This is a genomic window from Citrobacter sp. FP75, assembly GCF_018342065.1.
Taxonomy (GTDB): Bacteria; Pseudomonadota; Gammaproteobacteria; order Enterobacterales; family Enterobacteriaceae; genus Citrobacter.
In genome coordinates, this window is sequence record NZ_JAFDOE010000008.1 from 24,570 (window position 1) to 38,083 (window position 13,514).

16 protein-coding genes are annotated in these 13,514 nt (G+C 53.4%); 8 read left to right on the forward strand and 8 right to left on the reverse strand.

What is annotated here, in order from left to right; all coding sequences use genetic code 11:
* Positions 1-20: 20 nt before the first annotated feature.
* From JQ822_RS20695 to yihU, 5 genes are read right to left on the reverse strand one after another with little or no spacing between them, the layout of a single operon-like run.
* On the reverse strand, positions 21-2,057 hold the full coding sequence (locus JQ822_RS20695; protein ID WP_213135031.1) for an alpha-glucosidase: 2,037 nt from the start codon (positions 2,055-2,057) through the stop codon (positions 21-23).
* 48 nt (positions 2,058-2,105) lie between these two features.
* The gene (locus JQ822_RS20700; RefSeq protein ID WP_213135032.1) at positions 2,106-2,948 is read right to left on the reverse strand and encodes an aldose-1-epimerase; all 843 of its coding nucleotides are present in this window, start codon (positions 2,946-2,948) and stop codon (positions 2,106-2,108) included.
* 18 nt (positions 2,949-2,966) lie between these two features.
* Positions 2,967-4,208, reverse strand: coding sequence for a sulfoquinovose isomerase (yihS, locus tag JQ822_RS20705; protein ID WP_213135033.1), 1,242 nt, complete (start codon positions 4,206-4,208; stop codon positions 2,967-2,969).
* Positions 4,209-4,222: 14 nt separating this feature from the next.
* Positions 4,223-5,098: a sulfofructosephosphate aldolase gene (gene yihT, locus JQ822_RS20710; RefSeq protein WP_213135034.1), complete on the reverse strand. Its 876-nt coding sequence runs from the start codon at positions 5,096-5,098 to the stop codon at positions 4,223-4,225.
* 10 nt (positions 5,099-5,108) lie between these two features.
* Positions 5,109-6,005, reverse strand: a complete 897-nt coding sequence (gene yihU, locus JQ822_RS20715; RefSeq protein ID WP_213135035.1) for a sulfolactaldehyde 3-reductase — start codon at positions 6,003-6,005, stop codon at positions 5,109-5,111.
* Between the two features lie 166 nt (positions 6,006-6,171).
* On the opposite strand from yihU, the gene JQ822_RS20720 reads away from it, so the two are divergent.
* From JQ822_RS20720 to fabY, 6 genes are all read left to right on the forward strand, one after another.
* Positions 6,172-7,068 (forward strand): sugar kinase, encoded by an 897-nt coding sequence (locus JQ822_RS20720; RefSeq protein WP_213135036.1) that lies wholly within the window; start codon positions 6,172-6,174, stop codon positions 7,066-7,068.
* Between the two features lie 33 nt (positions 7,069-7,101).
* Complete coding sequence (locus JQ822_RS20725) at positions 7,102-7,905, forward strand: DeoR/GlpR family DNA-binding transcription regulator (RefSeq protein WP_213135037.1); 804 nt, start codon at positions 7,102-7,104, stop codon at positions 7,903-7,905.
* Positions 7,906-8,010: 105 nt separating this feature from the next.
* Positions 8,011-8,610, forward strand: a complete 600-nt coding sequence (yihX, locus tag JQ822_RS20730; protein WP_213135038.1) for a glucose-1-phosphatase — start codon at positions 8,011-8,013, stop codon at positions 8,608-8,610.
* A complete protein-coding gene (locus JQ822_RS20735; RefSeq protein ID WP_213135039.1) occupies positions 8,604-9,476 on the forward strand; it encodes a virulence factor BrkB family protein in 873 nt (290 codons plus the stop codon). Before yihX ends, JQ822_RS20735 begins: the two co-directional genes overlap by 7 nt.
* Positions 9,473-9,910: a D-aminoacyl-tRNA deacylase gene (dtd, locus tag JQ822_RS20740; protein WP_003825289.1), complete on the forward strand. Its 438-nt coding sequence runs from the start codon at positions 9,473-9,475 to the stop codon at positions 9,908-9,910. The genes JQ822_RS20735 and dtd overlap by 4 nt, the downstream gene beginning before the upstream one ends.
* A 44-nt stretch (positions 9,911-9,954) precedes the next feature.
* On the forward strand, positions 9,955-10,896 hold the full coding sequence (fabY, locus tag JQ822_RS20745; RefSeq protein ID WP_213135040.1) for a fatty acid biosynthesis protein FabY: 942 nt from the start codon (positions 9,955-9,957) through the stop codon (positions 10,894-10,896).
* Between the two features lie 12 nt (positions 10,897-10,908).
* Here fabY and JQ822_RS20750 read toward each other — a convergent pair whose 3' ends face one another.
* The 3 genes from JQ822_RS20750 to JQ822_RS20760 form a co-directional block, all read right to left on the reverse strand.
* Positions 10,909-11,355 carry a helix-turn-helix domain-containing protein gene (locus JQ822_RS20750; protein ID WP_213135041.1) on the reverse strand — a complete coding sequence of 149 codons (447 nt, stop codon included), beginning with the start codon at positions 11,353-11,355 and terminating at the stop codon, positions 10,909-10,911.
* Complete coding sequence (locus tag JQ822_RS20755) at positions 11,352-11,663, reverse strand: type II toxin-antitoxin system HigB family toxin (RefSeq protein WP_213135042.1); 312 nt, start codon at positions 11,661-11,663, stop codon at positions 11,352-11,354. The genes JQ822_RS20750 and JQ822_RS20755 overlap by 4 nt, the downstream gene beginning before the upstream one ends.
* 85 nt (positions 11,664-11,748) lie before the next feature.
* A complete protein-coding gene (locus JQ822_RS20760; RefSeq protein WP_213135043.1) occupies positions 11,749-12,678 on the reverse strand; it encodes an alpha/beta hydrolase in 930 nt (309 codons plus the stop codon).
* Positions 12,679-12,881: 203 nt separating this feature from the next.
* Here JQ822_RS20760 and JQ822_RS20765 point away from each other — a divergent pair, with 203 nt between their 5' ends.
* Both JQ822_RS20765 and JQ822_RS20770 read left to right on the forward strand, forming a co-directional pair.
* Complete coding sequence (locus JQ822_RS20765; RefSeq protein ID WP_213135120.1) at positions 12,882-13,124, forward strand: ribbon-helix-helix domain-containing protein; 243 nt, start codon at positions 12,882-12,884, stop codon at positions 13,122-13,124.
* On the forward strand, positions 13,124-13,498 hold the full coding sequence (locus JQ822_RS20770) for a type II toxin-antitoxin system VapC family toxin (RefSeq protein WP_213135044.1): 375 nt from the start codon (positions 13,124-13,126) through the stop codon (positions 13,496-13,498). The genes JQ822_RS20765 and JQ822_RS20770 overlap by 1 nt, the downstream gene beginning before the upstream one ends.
* Positions 13,499-13,514 lie beyond the last annotated feature (16 nt).

Below are 13,514 nucleotides of genomic sequence, written 5' to 3' on the forward strand. Positions count from 1 at the left end.
TTCCGCGCGGGCGAGCCTGATTAGATGCTGCGTAAAGTTGCAAACAGTGATGCCCATTCACTCTTCGCGCGATAAAACACCGGAGGCTTGCCAATCGGCGCGTCCACGGTGATTTCTCCACCCTGGTAAGTTTCCCCGGTCCAGACGTTGACCCAACTATCCTCTGGCAGATACAGCGTCCAGTCGCGCTTACCCTGTTCGTGAACCGGTGCGACCAGCAGATCCTGACCCAGCAGATACTGGTATTTCAGGGTGTAGGTTGCGGCGTCGTCTTCGTAATGCAGGAACAGCGGGCGCATCACCGGCAGACCGGTAGCGCTGTTTTGTGCAACGGCCTGTTTGAGATACGGTTTCAGGGTGGTGAACACAGTGGTCATGCGGGCAAAGTGAGCGATGGTTTCTGCGTCACCATCAAACTGCCAGTTATCGCCAGGGCGGTTGCCTTCGTGGGTGCGCATCATCGGCGTGAAGGCGCTAAAGTCACACCAGCGTAGCAACAGCTCTTTACTGCGCTTCATGTCAAACAAGGTGGTGTAGCCGCCGATATCGCTGTGGTGCAGACCGTGGCCGGTCATCGCCAGCGACAACGCGGCAGGTACGACTGAGGCCAGACCATCGTCGAGGCTCCAGTCCACATTCTGATCGCCTGCCCACATCATGGTGGAGTATTTCTGGCTGCCGGTGTAACCCGCACGCATAAAGAACAGGATCTCGCCGAGTTTGCCGGTCTCCTGTAGCGCTTCGTAGTTACATTTAGCCCACAGTGCCGGCCAGGCGTTGTGCATGATTTCGGCGCTGACGCCGTTGTGCAGATACGTATCAGTCGGCAGGTATTCGCCAAAATCTGCCATCCAGCCGCCGCAGCCCAGTTCGATCATGTTTTTCTTGATGACCTCTTTGAACCAGTCGTAGGCCTCTGGGTTGGTCAGATCGACCACGCCGCCGTAAAACTCGCCGAACTCAACCAGGTAGTCATCGCCAGAGGCATCTTTTGCCAGATAGCCGTGTGCAGCCGCCTCGGCGCAGAGATCTTTATCGCTGGCAACGTACGGGTTGATGTAGGAGAGGAACTGCACGCCTTCTTCTTTCCACTGCTTAATACGCGTATCAAGCTGAGGATAGTTGTCGCTGTTCCACTTCCAGTTCCACATCACGCGTTTGCCAAAGGAGGTCATGCGGATCCCGGACCAGTCCTGCGCCCAAATGCCGTTTACTTTCACGCCTGCGTTACGCATGGTATCCAGCTTAGTCTGGCAAACCTCAGTACCGCCCTGAATACCGAGCGTGACGCCATCATAAATCCAGTCCGGCAGTTCCGGCTGACGACCCAGCAGCGCGGTCAGTTTTTCCAGCAATGAGATGTAAGTGTCAGCGCACTCGAAGCGCAGGGTAGTTTTGTCCTCCCACAGTGCCAGCTCGTGATACTCCGGTGCGCTGAAGTCGAAATTCATATAGCAACTGTTATCAACGTGGCAGTAGTACTTTTGCGTGCTGACGAAGGTCGGCTGTGGGAAGAAGGTCCAGTAATAGTCACCGCCGGCGTTCTCTTTACAGTCGGCCTGCCAGGTGACATAGCTGTTTTTATTACGGCCCACGCCCTGTTCGCTGGTCCACAGCGGGAACGGTTTACCGCGTAAGTCGAAGTAAGAGAACTGTTCACCGCAGCCGTAGATATGATCGTCCGCCCTGGCGGCCAGTCGCAGCCAGATGCGGTTATGGCTGAGATCGTCGTTGTGCAGATCCAGCTTCAGGCGACCCTGCACATCGGTAGAGATGTGCAGCGTGGCGTGGATGGTGCTGCCGCGGCTGAAATGCACCCGCCAGCCGTCAGGCGATTCGCTAACCGTGGTGTCGGTCAGGGCAATCTTCTCATTGAGCCTGTCTTTAATGCTGAAGTTGCCGCGGAACATATCAATGTCGGCAACGCCAGCGCCAATCCACAGACAAGGAGTTTCTGCGCTGTGACGTAAAATCAGGCGCTGGTGGTACGTTAAAGCAAATCCATCAGGTAATGATGTGAGTTCTAATGCGGTTGACCGTTGTTGTAGCGAATTCATTATCGTCTCCGTAAAAATAGGGTAATTCGGTAATTTGTCGGAAATCTGTTATTCACTGCCGATTAAAAAATGCATCTGATGTTGTTCTCCGGGTGCGAGATGAATCAGGCTCATTCCGGAATTAAAGGCATCTGGCGGGCAGGTCATGGGTTCTACCGCCAGGCCACGTCTGGCTAATTTCTCGCCGGTATACACCTGTAGCCAGGGCTGGTGGCTGCGTAAAAAAGTGGACATGTTTTGCGATGGGCTGGTCATCCTGACTTCCCACTCAGCGTCTGGTGGCAAGGTTCTGAACGTATGATCGAGAGTGGTCTGTGCGATTAAACGCGGCGTTGTGAAGTCCCGTTCATCATGCGTTTCTTCACACGCCGGAAGTGTTAATTGGCAGCTGTCGATGGATTGCAGGTTACAGGTCAAATAGGGATGCGCCCCTGCGCCATAAGGGGCCGTTTCCTCGCCCACATTCTGCGTGCAAATAGAAACGTGCAGCCCGCTGGTGGCATCCAGCCGGTAAATCACTTCTGAAATCAGCGCAAACGGGTAGCCATACGAAGGCGGCAGAAAAATTGTCAGCGCCACTTCCGAGGTCGACTGACGCTGTATTTGCCAGTCCCGCCAGGCCAGTAACCCATGAATCGCGGTATGCGAAACTGGGTCGTTAACGGCAAGCTGAAATACCTTGCCGTTATAGTGATAGCTGCCGTCTACAACTCGGTTTGGCCAGGGAATTAATACTTTCCCCAAATGCGCCAGCGGCATCTCTTCCGGCTTGTGGGGGATAACGAGATGGCGTCCGTAATGCGTCAGCTCCGCCAGCCCGGCACCAACCGTGACGATTTTCGCCTGGTAGTGGCCCGCCTGAAGATGAATAGTTTTTCCACTGTTATGCATGGCAGCTTACCTTGTGGCTTATTTGGCGTTAACGTCCAGAAGACCGGCGGCGACCGCCGGAGCAAGGCCCGGAGCCAACGGCAGACGCGGGATCACCAGGCAGTGCAGCAGGTGATAAATGTCCTGCTTGCCGTCCCAGACTTTGGTGGTCACCTTGTTATCGGTGTCCAGCTCCTGCCACCATGAACCGGTCTCGTAATCCATCAGCCAGGTGATGCAGTAATCCCACCACTTTTGATACCAGGCTTCGTACTGGCTGTCGCCGGTGAGGGTATACAGGGCGTAGGCGGTGCCCATGGCTTCGACTATTGGCCAACGCACTCTTTCGCGAACAATAGGTTTGCCGTCCCAGTCCACCGAATAGACAAAACCGTCTGCGCCGTCCGGTGCCCAGGCGTCGCGGATAGTCGCGTGGAACAAGCCTTTGGCATCTTCCAGCAGCCAGGCGGGAGGCGTTTCGAAGCGAGCTTCCAGCGCAGCATGCAGATGCAGCATCAGGCGGCCCCACTCGATCCAGTGGCCCGGCGTGCCGCCGTAGGCGCGGAAGCGGTGGGCTGGGTTATCCTTGTTGTAATCGCGAATAGGGTTCCACCGGGAATCGAAGTGTTCGTTGACGCGGTACTCGCCGCTGCGGGCGACATCATGAATAATCACCGACGCAATACGCAGTGCGCGATCCAGCCACTTACGGTCATGGGTGACGTCATACACGATCAGAAAGGCTTCCACTGCGTGCATGTTGGCGTTGCCGCCGCGATAGTCTTCGGTCTCGCTGAACGCTTCGTCCCAGGACTCCAGGCACATCTGCTCGTCTTCGCTCCAGAAGTACTTCTCGATAACCTCAATCGCATCATCAAGCAGTTTTCTGGCCTGCGGATGACCGGTGGTGACCGCGCTCGCCGCGCCGAGTAAAACGAAGAAATGCTGATAACCCTGCTTGGAGGCATCCATCACGCCTTCATCATTCACGCAGGCGTACCAGCCGCCATAGCGCGTGTCGCGCAGAGCACCGTTCAGGGCTTTTATTCCGTGATCGACCAGCTGATAAGCGCCGGGGCGACCCATCGATGCGGCCACGGAATAGACGTGCAGCATGCGGGCGGTGATCCACAGATGTGTCCCCATATCCGCTCTGACCTGACCACTGTTTCCCAGCCAGCCAAACCCGGTCGGCACCGCGGCGTTCTTACCAAAGTTGAAGATACGGTCGGTTTCCTGCTCCAGCCAGCGGTTGTGGCTTAGGGTGTTAAACCATTTCATGCTTTGATCCTCGATTAGCGGCGGGCCATCATTTCGTCGACGATATCGCCCAGGCGCTGCAGCTTCGGCGCAGAAACGTCACGCAGCATCAGCTCGGTATCCGGCAGACCCACGACCGATGACCAGACCGCGCGTCCGGCCAGGAAACCAGATGCGCCAGCTGTCATCGCGACGCTTACTGCGCGTGGGAACAGTTTTTCATCCACGCCGGAAGAGAGAATGACCCACGGCATGTTGATGTTTTCATTCAGGCGTTGGGAGGCGGTAAGCAGTTCTTGTTGAGAACCTTTGCCGTACAGCGGCATCTCGACCTTGTAGAGATCGGCGCCGCTGTCGCCCAGTTCTTTAGCGGCATCGATAATGGCCTGCTCGCGATTGAATTTATCGCCACGACGCGGCGGGCGGACTACCGGCTCGATAATGCTCAGCAGGCCACTGGAGTGGCACATTTCATTAAATTCTTTCACCATGTCCAGGCGCTGCTGGGCATCTTCATCGCTACGCCACAGCACCAGCAGTTTGAGCGCCTTGGCACCATCCTGCTTCACGGCCTGCGGATCGATATTTTTATCAATAATCACGCTATCAACGGGGATACCGTTGCCCGGAATGAACGCATCGGCGGCCACAATCATGGCGCAACTTTTAGCGATAGCGTTTTGTTCTACCACCTGGCGGTAGCAGAACTGCTGATCAACCAGAATGGCTGAGGCATAAGGAGAAAGAATCTTCGCCGCATTCACTTTGAAATCGGTCAGAATGCTGTCGCTGACCGGAGATTTCGCACCCGCTGCGGCAAACATTAAGCGCATAGCTTCGCGCTGATCGACTGCCAGCATGGCAAAACCACCGGAAGCTCGGGTGATATCTTTCAGGGAGTACTTCGTCATTGTTCAGTCCTTACTTATCTGTGTGTTTATTTAGCCCGGCGGATGCGCGAACCTGTTCAAGAATGGCGGTCCAGTCTTCCCGACCACGGCCAGCGGCGCGTGCCTGGTTATAGACTTCGCGTGAGGCGGCACCGAGTGGCATCGGCACATGCAGCTGATTGGCGACATCCAGCGCGATGCCAAGATCTTTGTGGGCCAGATCGATCATGAAGGCTGGGGAGAGATCGCCTTTCAGCACTTTGTTGGGCCAGGAGGTGGTGAAGTGGCCTTTTCCGGCGGGGGTACCGCTCATGACTTGCAAGGCCACATCAAAGGAGAGGCCGAGTGCCTCGCACAATACGGCGGCTTCGGCAGACAGCGCGTTCAGTGCGATACTCATGTAGTTGTTGATGAGCTTCACGCGGATGCCCATCCCGGGACCACCTGCATTGATCAATTCATTACCCATTGCCATCAGTACCGGCGTGGCGCGTTCGACCTGCTCTGCCGTTCCGCCCGCCAGCAGCAGCAGCGTGCCCGCGACCGCGTGATCGGAAGTGCGCCCGACCGGACAATCCATCATGCTGAAGCCTTTGGCGCGCATATCGGCAATTAACTTGTCGGTTTGCAGCGGGTGAATAGTGGACATATCAATCACTAATGCTTGCGGGGAAAGGCTTTCGCAGACGCCTGCTTCGCTGAATAAAACGCTGTGCACCAGATCGCCGTTAGGCAGCATGGTGATAACAAACTCCGCGCCTTTTGCGGCCTGAGCTGGGCTGCTGGCAGGCTGCGCGCCTTGTTTTACCAGGCGCTGAACAGCATCCGGGTTAACGTCAAAGACGCTGAGTTGATGGCCCTGTTTCAGCAAATTGCTCGCCATCGGTGAACCCATCTGACCTAATCCGATAAATGCTATAACTGCCATAACGTTCTCCTGAGACGTGGATGTCATTTTTTGTCATTTAAAATCGGTCTTTTCTGTCTGTTTTTGATCGTATTTGTAATTTATGGTCAAAAAATTGACAGCCGTCACTTTTTAAACATTTTGTGAAATTAAAATGAGCTCATCCCGAAACGTTTGAGGAATGACCATGATTCGTGTTGCTTGTGTGGGTATTACCGTGATGGATCGCATCTATTACGTAGAAGGCTTACCGACCGAAGGGGGCAAATATGTGGCGAAGCGCTATACAGAAGTGGGGGGAGGGCCAGCGGCAACGGCGGCAGTGGCTGCGGCGAAGCTGGGCGCGCAGGTGGACTTTATTGGCCGCGTGGGCGATGACGACACCGGAAATAGCCTGTTGGCGGAGCTTGAATCCCTGGGGGTAAATACCCGTTACACCCGACGCTATACGGGGGCGAAGTCTTCGCAGTCGGCGATTATGGTCGATCAACAAGGGGAGCGGATTATTGTCAATTACCCCAGCCCGGATTTACTGCCAGACGCCGACTGGCTCAACGAAATCGATTTTTCCCAGTGGGATGTGGTGTTGGCGGATGTTCGCTGGCATCAAGGCGCAAAACAGGCGTTCACGTTGGCGCACCAGGCAGGCGTGATGACGGTGCTGGATGGCGATGTTACGCCACAGGATATCAGTGAGCTGGTGGCGTTAAGCGACCATGCGGCATTCTCTGAACCGGGTCTGGCACGTCTGACCGGGATAAAAGAACCTGAAGCTGGACTAAAAAAAGCACAAACGCTCACAAATGGACATGTCTATGTGACGCGCGGCAGCGAAGGCTGCAACTGGATAAAAAATAACGTGTTACAACATCAGTCTGGGTTCTCAGTGGATGTGGTTGATACTACCGGTGCCGGGGACGTTTTTCACGGCGCACTGGCATTTAGTCTGGCTTGCGGCTGCGATCAGGAGGATGCTGTCAGGTTCGCCAGTGGGGTCGCGGCGCTGAAGTGTACGCGTCCGGGTGGACGTGCGGGGATCCCTGACTGTGATCAAACCCGATCTTTTCTGTCACTTTTTGTATAAAATGCCAGGGCAATGGTTTTTCGAGGAAATTTCATGAGCCTTACCGAACTAACCGGTAATCCGCGACACGATCAGCTGCTTATGCTGATTAGCGAGCGCGGTTATATGAATATTGACGAGCTGGCCAGTCTGCTGGATGTCTCCACGCAGACCGTGCGTCGTGATATTCGTAAATTAAGCGAGCAGGGATTGATTACGCGTCATCACGGTGGGGCGGGTAGAGCGTCCAGCGTGGTGAATACGGCATTCGAGCAGCGTGAAATCTCGTGGACGGAAGAGAAAAAAGCCATCGCGGAAGCGGTGGCTGACTACATTCCTGACGGCTCGACGGTGTTCATTACCATTGGTACCACCGTGGAGCAGGTGGCGCGGGCGTTGTTAAATCATAACCATTTACGCATTATCACCAATAGCTTGCGTGTGGCGCACATTCTTTACAACAATCCGCGTTTTGAAGTGATGGTGCCTGGCGGAACGCTGCGCCCGCATAACAGCGGCATTATCGGCCCTTCTGCGACGGCGTTTGTGGCTGATTTTAGGGCGGATTATCTGGTGACCAGCGTAGGGGCTATCGAAAGCGACGGTGCGCTGCTGGAGTTTGATGTTAATGAAGCCAGCGTAGTGAAAACGATGATGGCCCATTCGAGACACATTCTGTTGGCTGCCGACCATACGAAATACACGGCTTCCGCCGCAGTAGAGATTGGCAATGTGTCACAGGTGACGGCGCTGTTTACCGATGAATATCCCGGCCCGGCATTGCACAATTTACTCCAGTCACAACAGGTAGAAATTGTGCAGGTGAGTCCCTCTCAGGATGATGTTCTGGCGATGTAATCCCATCTGGTGATGGCGCGATAAGTTCGAAGCCATCACGTGCTCATAGTCAAACTTCTCCTTTCCCGCTACAGTTATTCATCCACGGCGAGTAAGGAGAAGGGCATGCTCTATATCTTTGATTTGGGTAATGTGATTGTCGATATCGACTTCAATCGCGTGTTAGGCACATGGAGCGATCTGAGCCGTGTACCACTGGCTTCGCTAAAGCAAAGTTTCACCATGGGGGAGGCTTTTCACCAGCATGAGCGGGGTGAAATAACCGATGAGGCCTTTGCCGAGGCGCTGTGTCATGACATGGCGCTGCCGCTGAGTTATGAGCAATTTTCCCACGGCTGGCAGGCTGTTTTTGTCGCCTTGCGCCCTGAGGTCATCGACATCATGCATAAGCTGCGTGAGCAGGGGCATCGAGTAGTCGTGCTGTCGAATACCAACCGTCTCCATACGACGTTCTGGCCGGATGAGTATCCTGAAGTGCGTCAGGCGGCAGACCATATCTACCTTTCTCAGGAACTTGGCATGCGTAAACCAGAAGCGCGGATTTACCAGCATGTCCTGCAGTCTGAAGGTTTTTCCGCCGCGGATGCGGTCTTTTTTGATGACAACGCCGATAATATTGAAGGGGCTAACCAGTTAGGGATCACCAGCATCCAGGTCGTCGATAAAACGACTATTCCTGACTATTTCGCGAAGTTGTTATGCTAAAAAACGTGCAACAAAAAGCCGGGCACCATACGCGTCCTGTACGGGCCTGGCTGAAGTTATTATGGCAACGCATTGATGAGGACAACATGACGACGCTGGCGGGGAATCTTGCCTACGTCTCGCTGCTCTCGTTAGTGCCGCTTATTGCCGTAGTTTTTGCGCTTTTCGCCGCATTTCCGATGTTTTCCGACGTCAGCATTCAGCTACGGCATTTTATTTTCGCTAACTTTATCCCTGCGACGGGAGACGTCATCCAGCGTTATATCGAACAGTTTGTTGCTAACTCGAACAAAATGACGGCCGTCGGCGCATGTGGGCTGATTGTGACAGCGCTATTGCTGATGTATGCCATCGACAGCGCGTTAAATACCATCTGGCGCAGCAAACGCACGCGGCCCAAAGTATACTCTTTTGCCGTCTACTGGATGATTTTAACGCTGGGTCCGCTACTGGCGGGGGCCAGTCTGGCGATCAGCTCTTATCTTTTGTCCCTGCGCTGGGCCAGCGAACTCAATACCGTTATTGATAACGTTCTGAGGATGCTGCCGCTGGTGCTCTCCTGGCTCTCGTTCTGGCTGCTTTACAGCATTGTACCGACCACGCGCGTGCCCAATCGTGATGCAGTGATCGGCGCTTTTGTCGCCGCCGTATTGTTCGAAGCCGGGAAGAAAGGATTTGCGCTCTATATCACCATGTTCCCGTCTTATCAGCTCATTTACGGCGTCCTGGCGGTGATCCCCATTTTATTCGTCTGGGTCTACTGGACGTGGTGTATCGTCTTGCTAGGCGCGGAAATAACTGTCACTCTCGGGGAATACCGCAAACTCAAACAAGCCGCAGAACAAGAAGAAGCAGACCAACCATGATTGCATTGATTCAGCGCGTAACCCGTGCCAGCGTCACCGTGGAGGGCGAGGTGACGGGTGAAATTGGCCCAGGACTTTTAGTCTTATTAGGTGTCGAAAGGGATGATGACGAACAGAAAGCGAACCGCCTGTGCGAACGCGTGCTCGGCTATCGAATCTTCAGCGATGCCGAAGGAAAAATGAACCTGAATGTGCAGCAGTCAGGCGGCAGCGTGCTGGTGGTGTCGCAATTTACGCTGGCGGCAGATACCGAGCGCGGTATGCGCCCGGGCTTCTCAAAGGGCGCAGCGCCCGATCGTGCAGAAGCGTTATATGAATACTTTGTTGAGCGCTGTCGCCAACAGGAGATGAATACGCAAACCGGACGATTCGCTGCCGATATGCAGGTTTCACTGGTTAATGATGGCCCCGTGACGTTCTGGTTACAGGTATGAACCAGCTTCCGGCGTGGTCGCGGGTAACAAGAGAGAATACAACTATGTATCACCTTCGAGTACCGCAAACAGAAGAAGAATTGGAGCGTTACTACCAGTTTCGCTGGGAGATGCTGCGTAAACCATTGCATCAGCCAAAAGGCTCTGAGCGGGATGCCTGGGATGCCATGGCGCATCACCAGATGGTGGTGGATGAAGAGGGTAATCTGGTCGCGGTTGGGCGTCTTTATATCAATGCGGATAACGAAGCTTCTATACGCTTTATGGCCGTTGACCCGTCTGTTCAGGAGAAAGGACTGGGTACGCTGATGGCAATGACCCTAGAGTCCGTGGCACGTCAGGAAGGAGTAAAGCGTGTAACCTGTAGCGCCCGTGAAGATGCGGTCGAATTTTTCGCCAAGCTGGGATTTGTGAGCCAGGGAGAAATCACCACGCCGCAAACTACGCCGGTGCGCCACTTTTTGATGATTAAGCCCATCGCGACGCTGGACGATATTCTCCATCGCGGCGACTGGTGCGGGCAATTACAGCAAGCCTGGTACGAACATATTCCGCTGAGCGAGAAAATGGGCGTACGTATTCAGCAATATACCGGGCAGAAATTTATTACCACGATGCCCGAGACCGGCAATCAGAATCCGCACCATACCCTGTTCGCCGGGAGCCTGTTTTCTCTGGCAACATTAACCGGTTGGGGGCTTATCTGGCTGATGCTGCGTGAACGCCATCTGGGCGGGACGATTATCCTCGCTGACGCGCATATCCGATACAGCAGGGCGATCACCGGAAAGCCGACGGCCATTGCCGATCTGGGTTCGCTGAGCGGCGATCTCGATCGTCTGGCGAGAGGCCGTAAGGCGCGAGTTCAGATGCAGGTTGAGCTTTTTGGCGATGACAAGGCGGGTGTGGTGTTTGAAGGCACGTACATTGTGCTACCCGCGAAGCCATTTGGCTCATATGAAGAAGGCGGGAACGAGGAAGAGTAGGGGGTATACCCTCTACTCGATAAATGCATCTGCCGGAAGTTTAAAGCGTTCTGCAAGCGCTTTAATATGGCTTACAGTCAGTGCTCTACGGCCATTTAGGATGTTGCTGACGTTCGATTTAGAACCAAGTTCGTTGGCGAGGTCGGTGGCTTTTAATCCGTACTGATCCATGAGCGTACGCAATACGGAAACGCCAGAGGGAGTTTGTTTCAGGCGTTGATTGAGCGCTCTGAATTCTGGTGCATGTTTTTCGTATTCACTGATTCGGGCACTGAGCAATTCAAATAGTGGGTTTTCAAGATCGTCGTGGTCAACCAGAAATTCTACTAGCGCTAGTGCCCTTCGATACTCCGTTTCATTACGTTCGTCCCCCAAAAGCGGGATGGTTTTTACAGCATGGCTGAAGGTATCAACGATCTTTTTTGCGCTGGCTGCGTCCATATGACGATGAGATCTCATTCTTTATGGCCCCGATAATATTCTGTCAGTTTGTCATATTCGGCGTGGAGAACGATATGCTTCACAAATACTTTATGTAACCTGAAATCTATGTAGGCAATGAGTCTCAGGTTGTTACCAGAAACATCAATTACCCACCATTTATTCCTGTACTTAAAATTATCAAGAGAAGGAATATACTGTTTCATCTCTTCAGGGTGATTGAATGTTTTTTTCTCCAAAACATTCAGCAACTCAGCGAGAGCAAGCCCATGGTTTGGATACATGAGCATAACCTCATTGAATGGTTTTCGGCTGATAACATGCACGATGTAGTTCCATTACATAGTTTTCAACCTGAAAACAATCTAACGCAATGCCATCATGTTTTCAAGTTGAAAACAATATTGAATATTAAGAAATCATCTCTGCTGATGGGCTTCTAACACGCCAGACCACGTCTTGCATGGCGCTTCGTGCCGCCTGGCTCACCCCTGCCAACTGGAAAAATCCGTGAATAACGCCGAGATAGCGTTGGCAAGTGCATTCCACATCCTGTTCCTGGAATCGTTGATACAGGGCCTCGCCTTCATCTCGCAGTGGATCGAATTCAGCGGTAATGATGTGCGTGGGCGGCAGACCGTTGAAGTCTTCACGCCAGAGTGGGCTGGCTTCGGGATGCAGCGGATCGGTTTTCGGCATATACATCTCGTAGCCCGACAGCAGCGTGTCGCGGGTGATAATGTAATCCTGTCCATTATGGTCATAGCTCGCAAACCTGGCGGTTGCGTCCAGCATCGGGTAGATCAGCATAAGCTGCGCAGGTTGCCATTGCCTGGCCGCTTTCAGGCGTAGTGCGGTGACCAGCGCCAGGTGTCCGCCTGCGCTGTCGCCAGCAAGGATTATGCGCTCGCGATCGACACCCAGTTTCTGGGCATATTTCCAGACAATATTAGCCCCTGTTTCAGCATCGTTATGTGCTGCCGGGAAGGTATGTTCTGGCGCGAGGCGGTACTGTACTGCAATGACCCGACAGCCGCTGAACCAGGCGAGTTGCCTTAGCTGGTTATCATGCGTGGCAAACCCACCGCTGACAAAACATCCACCATGATAGTAAATGATGCAGGGTAGCGTTCCCGCAGTGTTAAGAGGCGAAACAACGCGAAACGTCATGGCATCGAGTTCAATATCTTCAACCTGTACACGGTTTTCTGTTTCTCCGGCCAGCACCGTACTGGCGATGTAACCTGCCCTCCGGTCATCAATATTCAGCTCGCGTGAAGAGGGGCGGCCAGCCGTAATAAACTCAGCAACGAGGTCCGCAACTCCTTTTTCAAGTGCCATTTGTGGTCCCTTTATCTGTATGGATATACAGTCTTATAACCTGATTTGGTACGAATGGAAATGGGAAAATCGGTATGTGTATGATTCTGGAAAGCGGCTCGCAAAAGTAAAAATTGCCGCAACGAAGACTATTTTCTCGCCAATGGCAGGTGTATGTTGTTTGAAAATTAATCGCTGATGATATACTGGAGGTATATGTGAGTATAATGGCTGGGATGGATATGGGCAGAATATTACTCGATTTATCAGACGAAGTGATTAAACGCCTCGATGATCTCAAGGTGCAGCGCAACTTACCTCGTGCTGAACTCTTGCGGGAGGCAGTTGAGCAGTATCTGGAAAGGCAGGATCAGGCTGAAACCACAATTTCCAGCGCTCTCGGACTCTGGAAAGGTTGTGAGGAAGATGGCGTTGAGTACCAACGCAAACTTCGTGAGGAATGGTAATGGTTAAAGGAGCCGCGCTTTTTGACACCAATATTCTCATCGACCTGTTTAGTGGACGGAGTGAAGCAAAGCAAGCGATTGAAACATGGCCGCCGCAGAATTCAATTAGCCTTATCACTTGGATGGAGGTGATGGTTGGGGCAAAGAAATATCATCAGGAATCTCGCACACGCGTTGCGTTGAGCGCCTTTAACGTCATTGGAGTGTCACTGGATATTGCTGAAAGAAGCGTCAGTATCAGACAGGAACATGGGATGAAATTGCCGGATGCCATTATTCTGGCAACAGCACAGATTCATCGTCTTACGCTGGTTACGCGAAATACCAAGGACTTTGCGGGTATACCCGGAGTGGCTACACCGTATGCGCTATAACCCGGGCGGCTGACGC

Coding starts and splice junctions, on each gene's coding strand:
- JQ822_RS20695 (WP_213135031.1), bottom strand. CDS start 2,057: ATGAATTCGCTACAACAACGGTCAACCGCATTAGAACTCACATCATTA.
- JQ822_RS20700 (WP_213135032.1), bottom strand. CDS start 2,948: ATGCATAACAGTGGAAAAACTATTCATCTTCAGGCGGGCCACTACCAG.
- yihS (WP_213135033.1), bottom strand. CDS start 4,208: ATGAAATGGTTTAACACCCTAAGCCACAACCGCTGGCTGGAGCAGGAA.
- yihT (WP_213135034.1), bottom strand. CDS start 5,098: ATGACGAAGTACTCCCTGAAAGATATCACCCGAGCTTCCGGTGGTTTT.
- yihU (WP_213135035.1), bottom strand. CDS start 6,005: ATGGCAGTTATAGCATTTATCGGATTAGGTCAGATGGGTTCACCGATG.
- JQ822_RS20720 (WP_213135036.1), top strand. CDS start 6,172: ATGATTCGTGTTGCTTGTGTGGGTATTACCGTGATGGATCGCATCTAT.
- JQ822_RS20725 (WP_213135037.1), top strand. CDS start 7,102: ATGAGCCTTACCGAACTAACCGGTAATCCGCGACACGATCAGCTGCTT.
- yihX (WP_213135038.1), top strand. CDS start 8,011: ATGCTCTATATCTTTGATTTGGGTAATGTGATTGTCGATATCGACTTC.
- JQ822_RS20735 (WP_213135039.1), top strand. CDS start 8,604: ATGCTAAAAAACGTGCAACAAAAAGCCGGGCACCATACGCGTCCTGTA.
- dtd (WP_003825289.1), top strand. CDS start 9,473: ATGATTGCATTGATTCAGCGCGTAACCCGTGCCAGCGTCACCGTGGAG.
- fabY (WP_213135040.1), top strand. CDS start 9,955: ATGTATCACCTTCGAGTACCGCAAACAGAAGAAGAATTGGAGCGTTAC.
- JQ822_RS20750 (WP_213135041.1), bottom strand. CDS start 11,355: ATGAGATCTCATCGTCATATGGACGCAGCCAGCGCAAAAAAGATCGTT.
- JQ822_RS20760 (WP_213135043.1), bottom strand. CDS start 12,678: ATGGCACTTGAAAAAGGAGTTGCGGACCTCGTTGCTGAGTTTATTACG.
- JQ822_RS20770 (WP_213135044.1), top strand. CDS start 13,124: ATGGTTAAAGGAGCCGCGCTTTTTGACACCAATATTCTCATCGACCTG.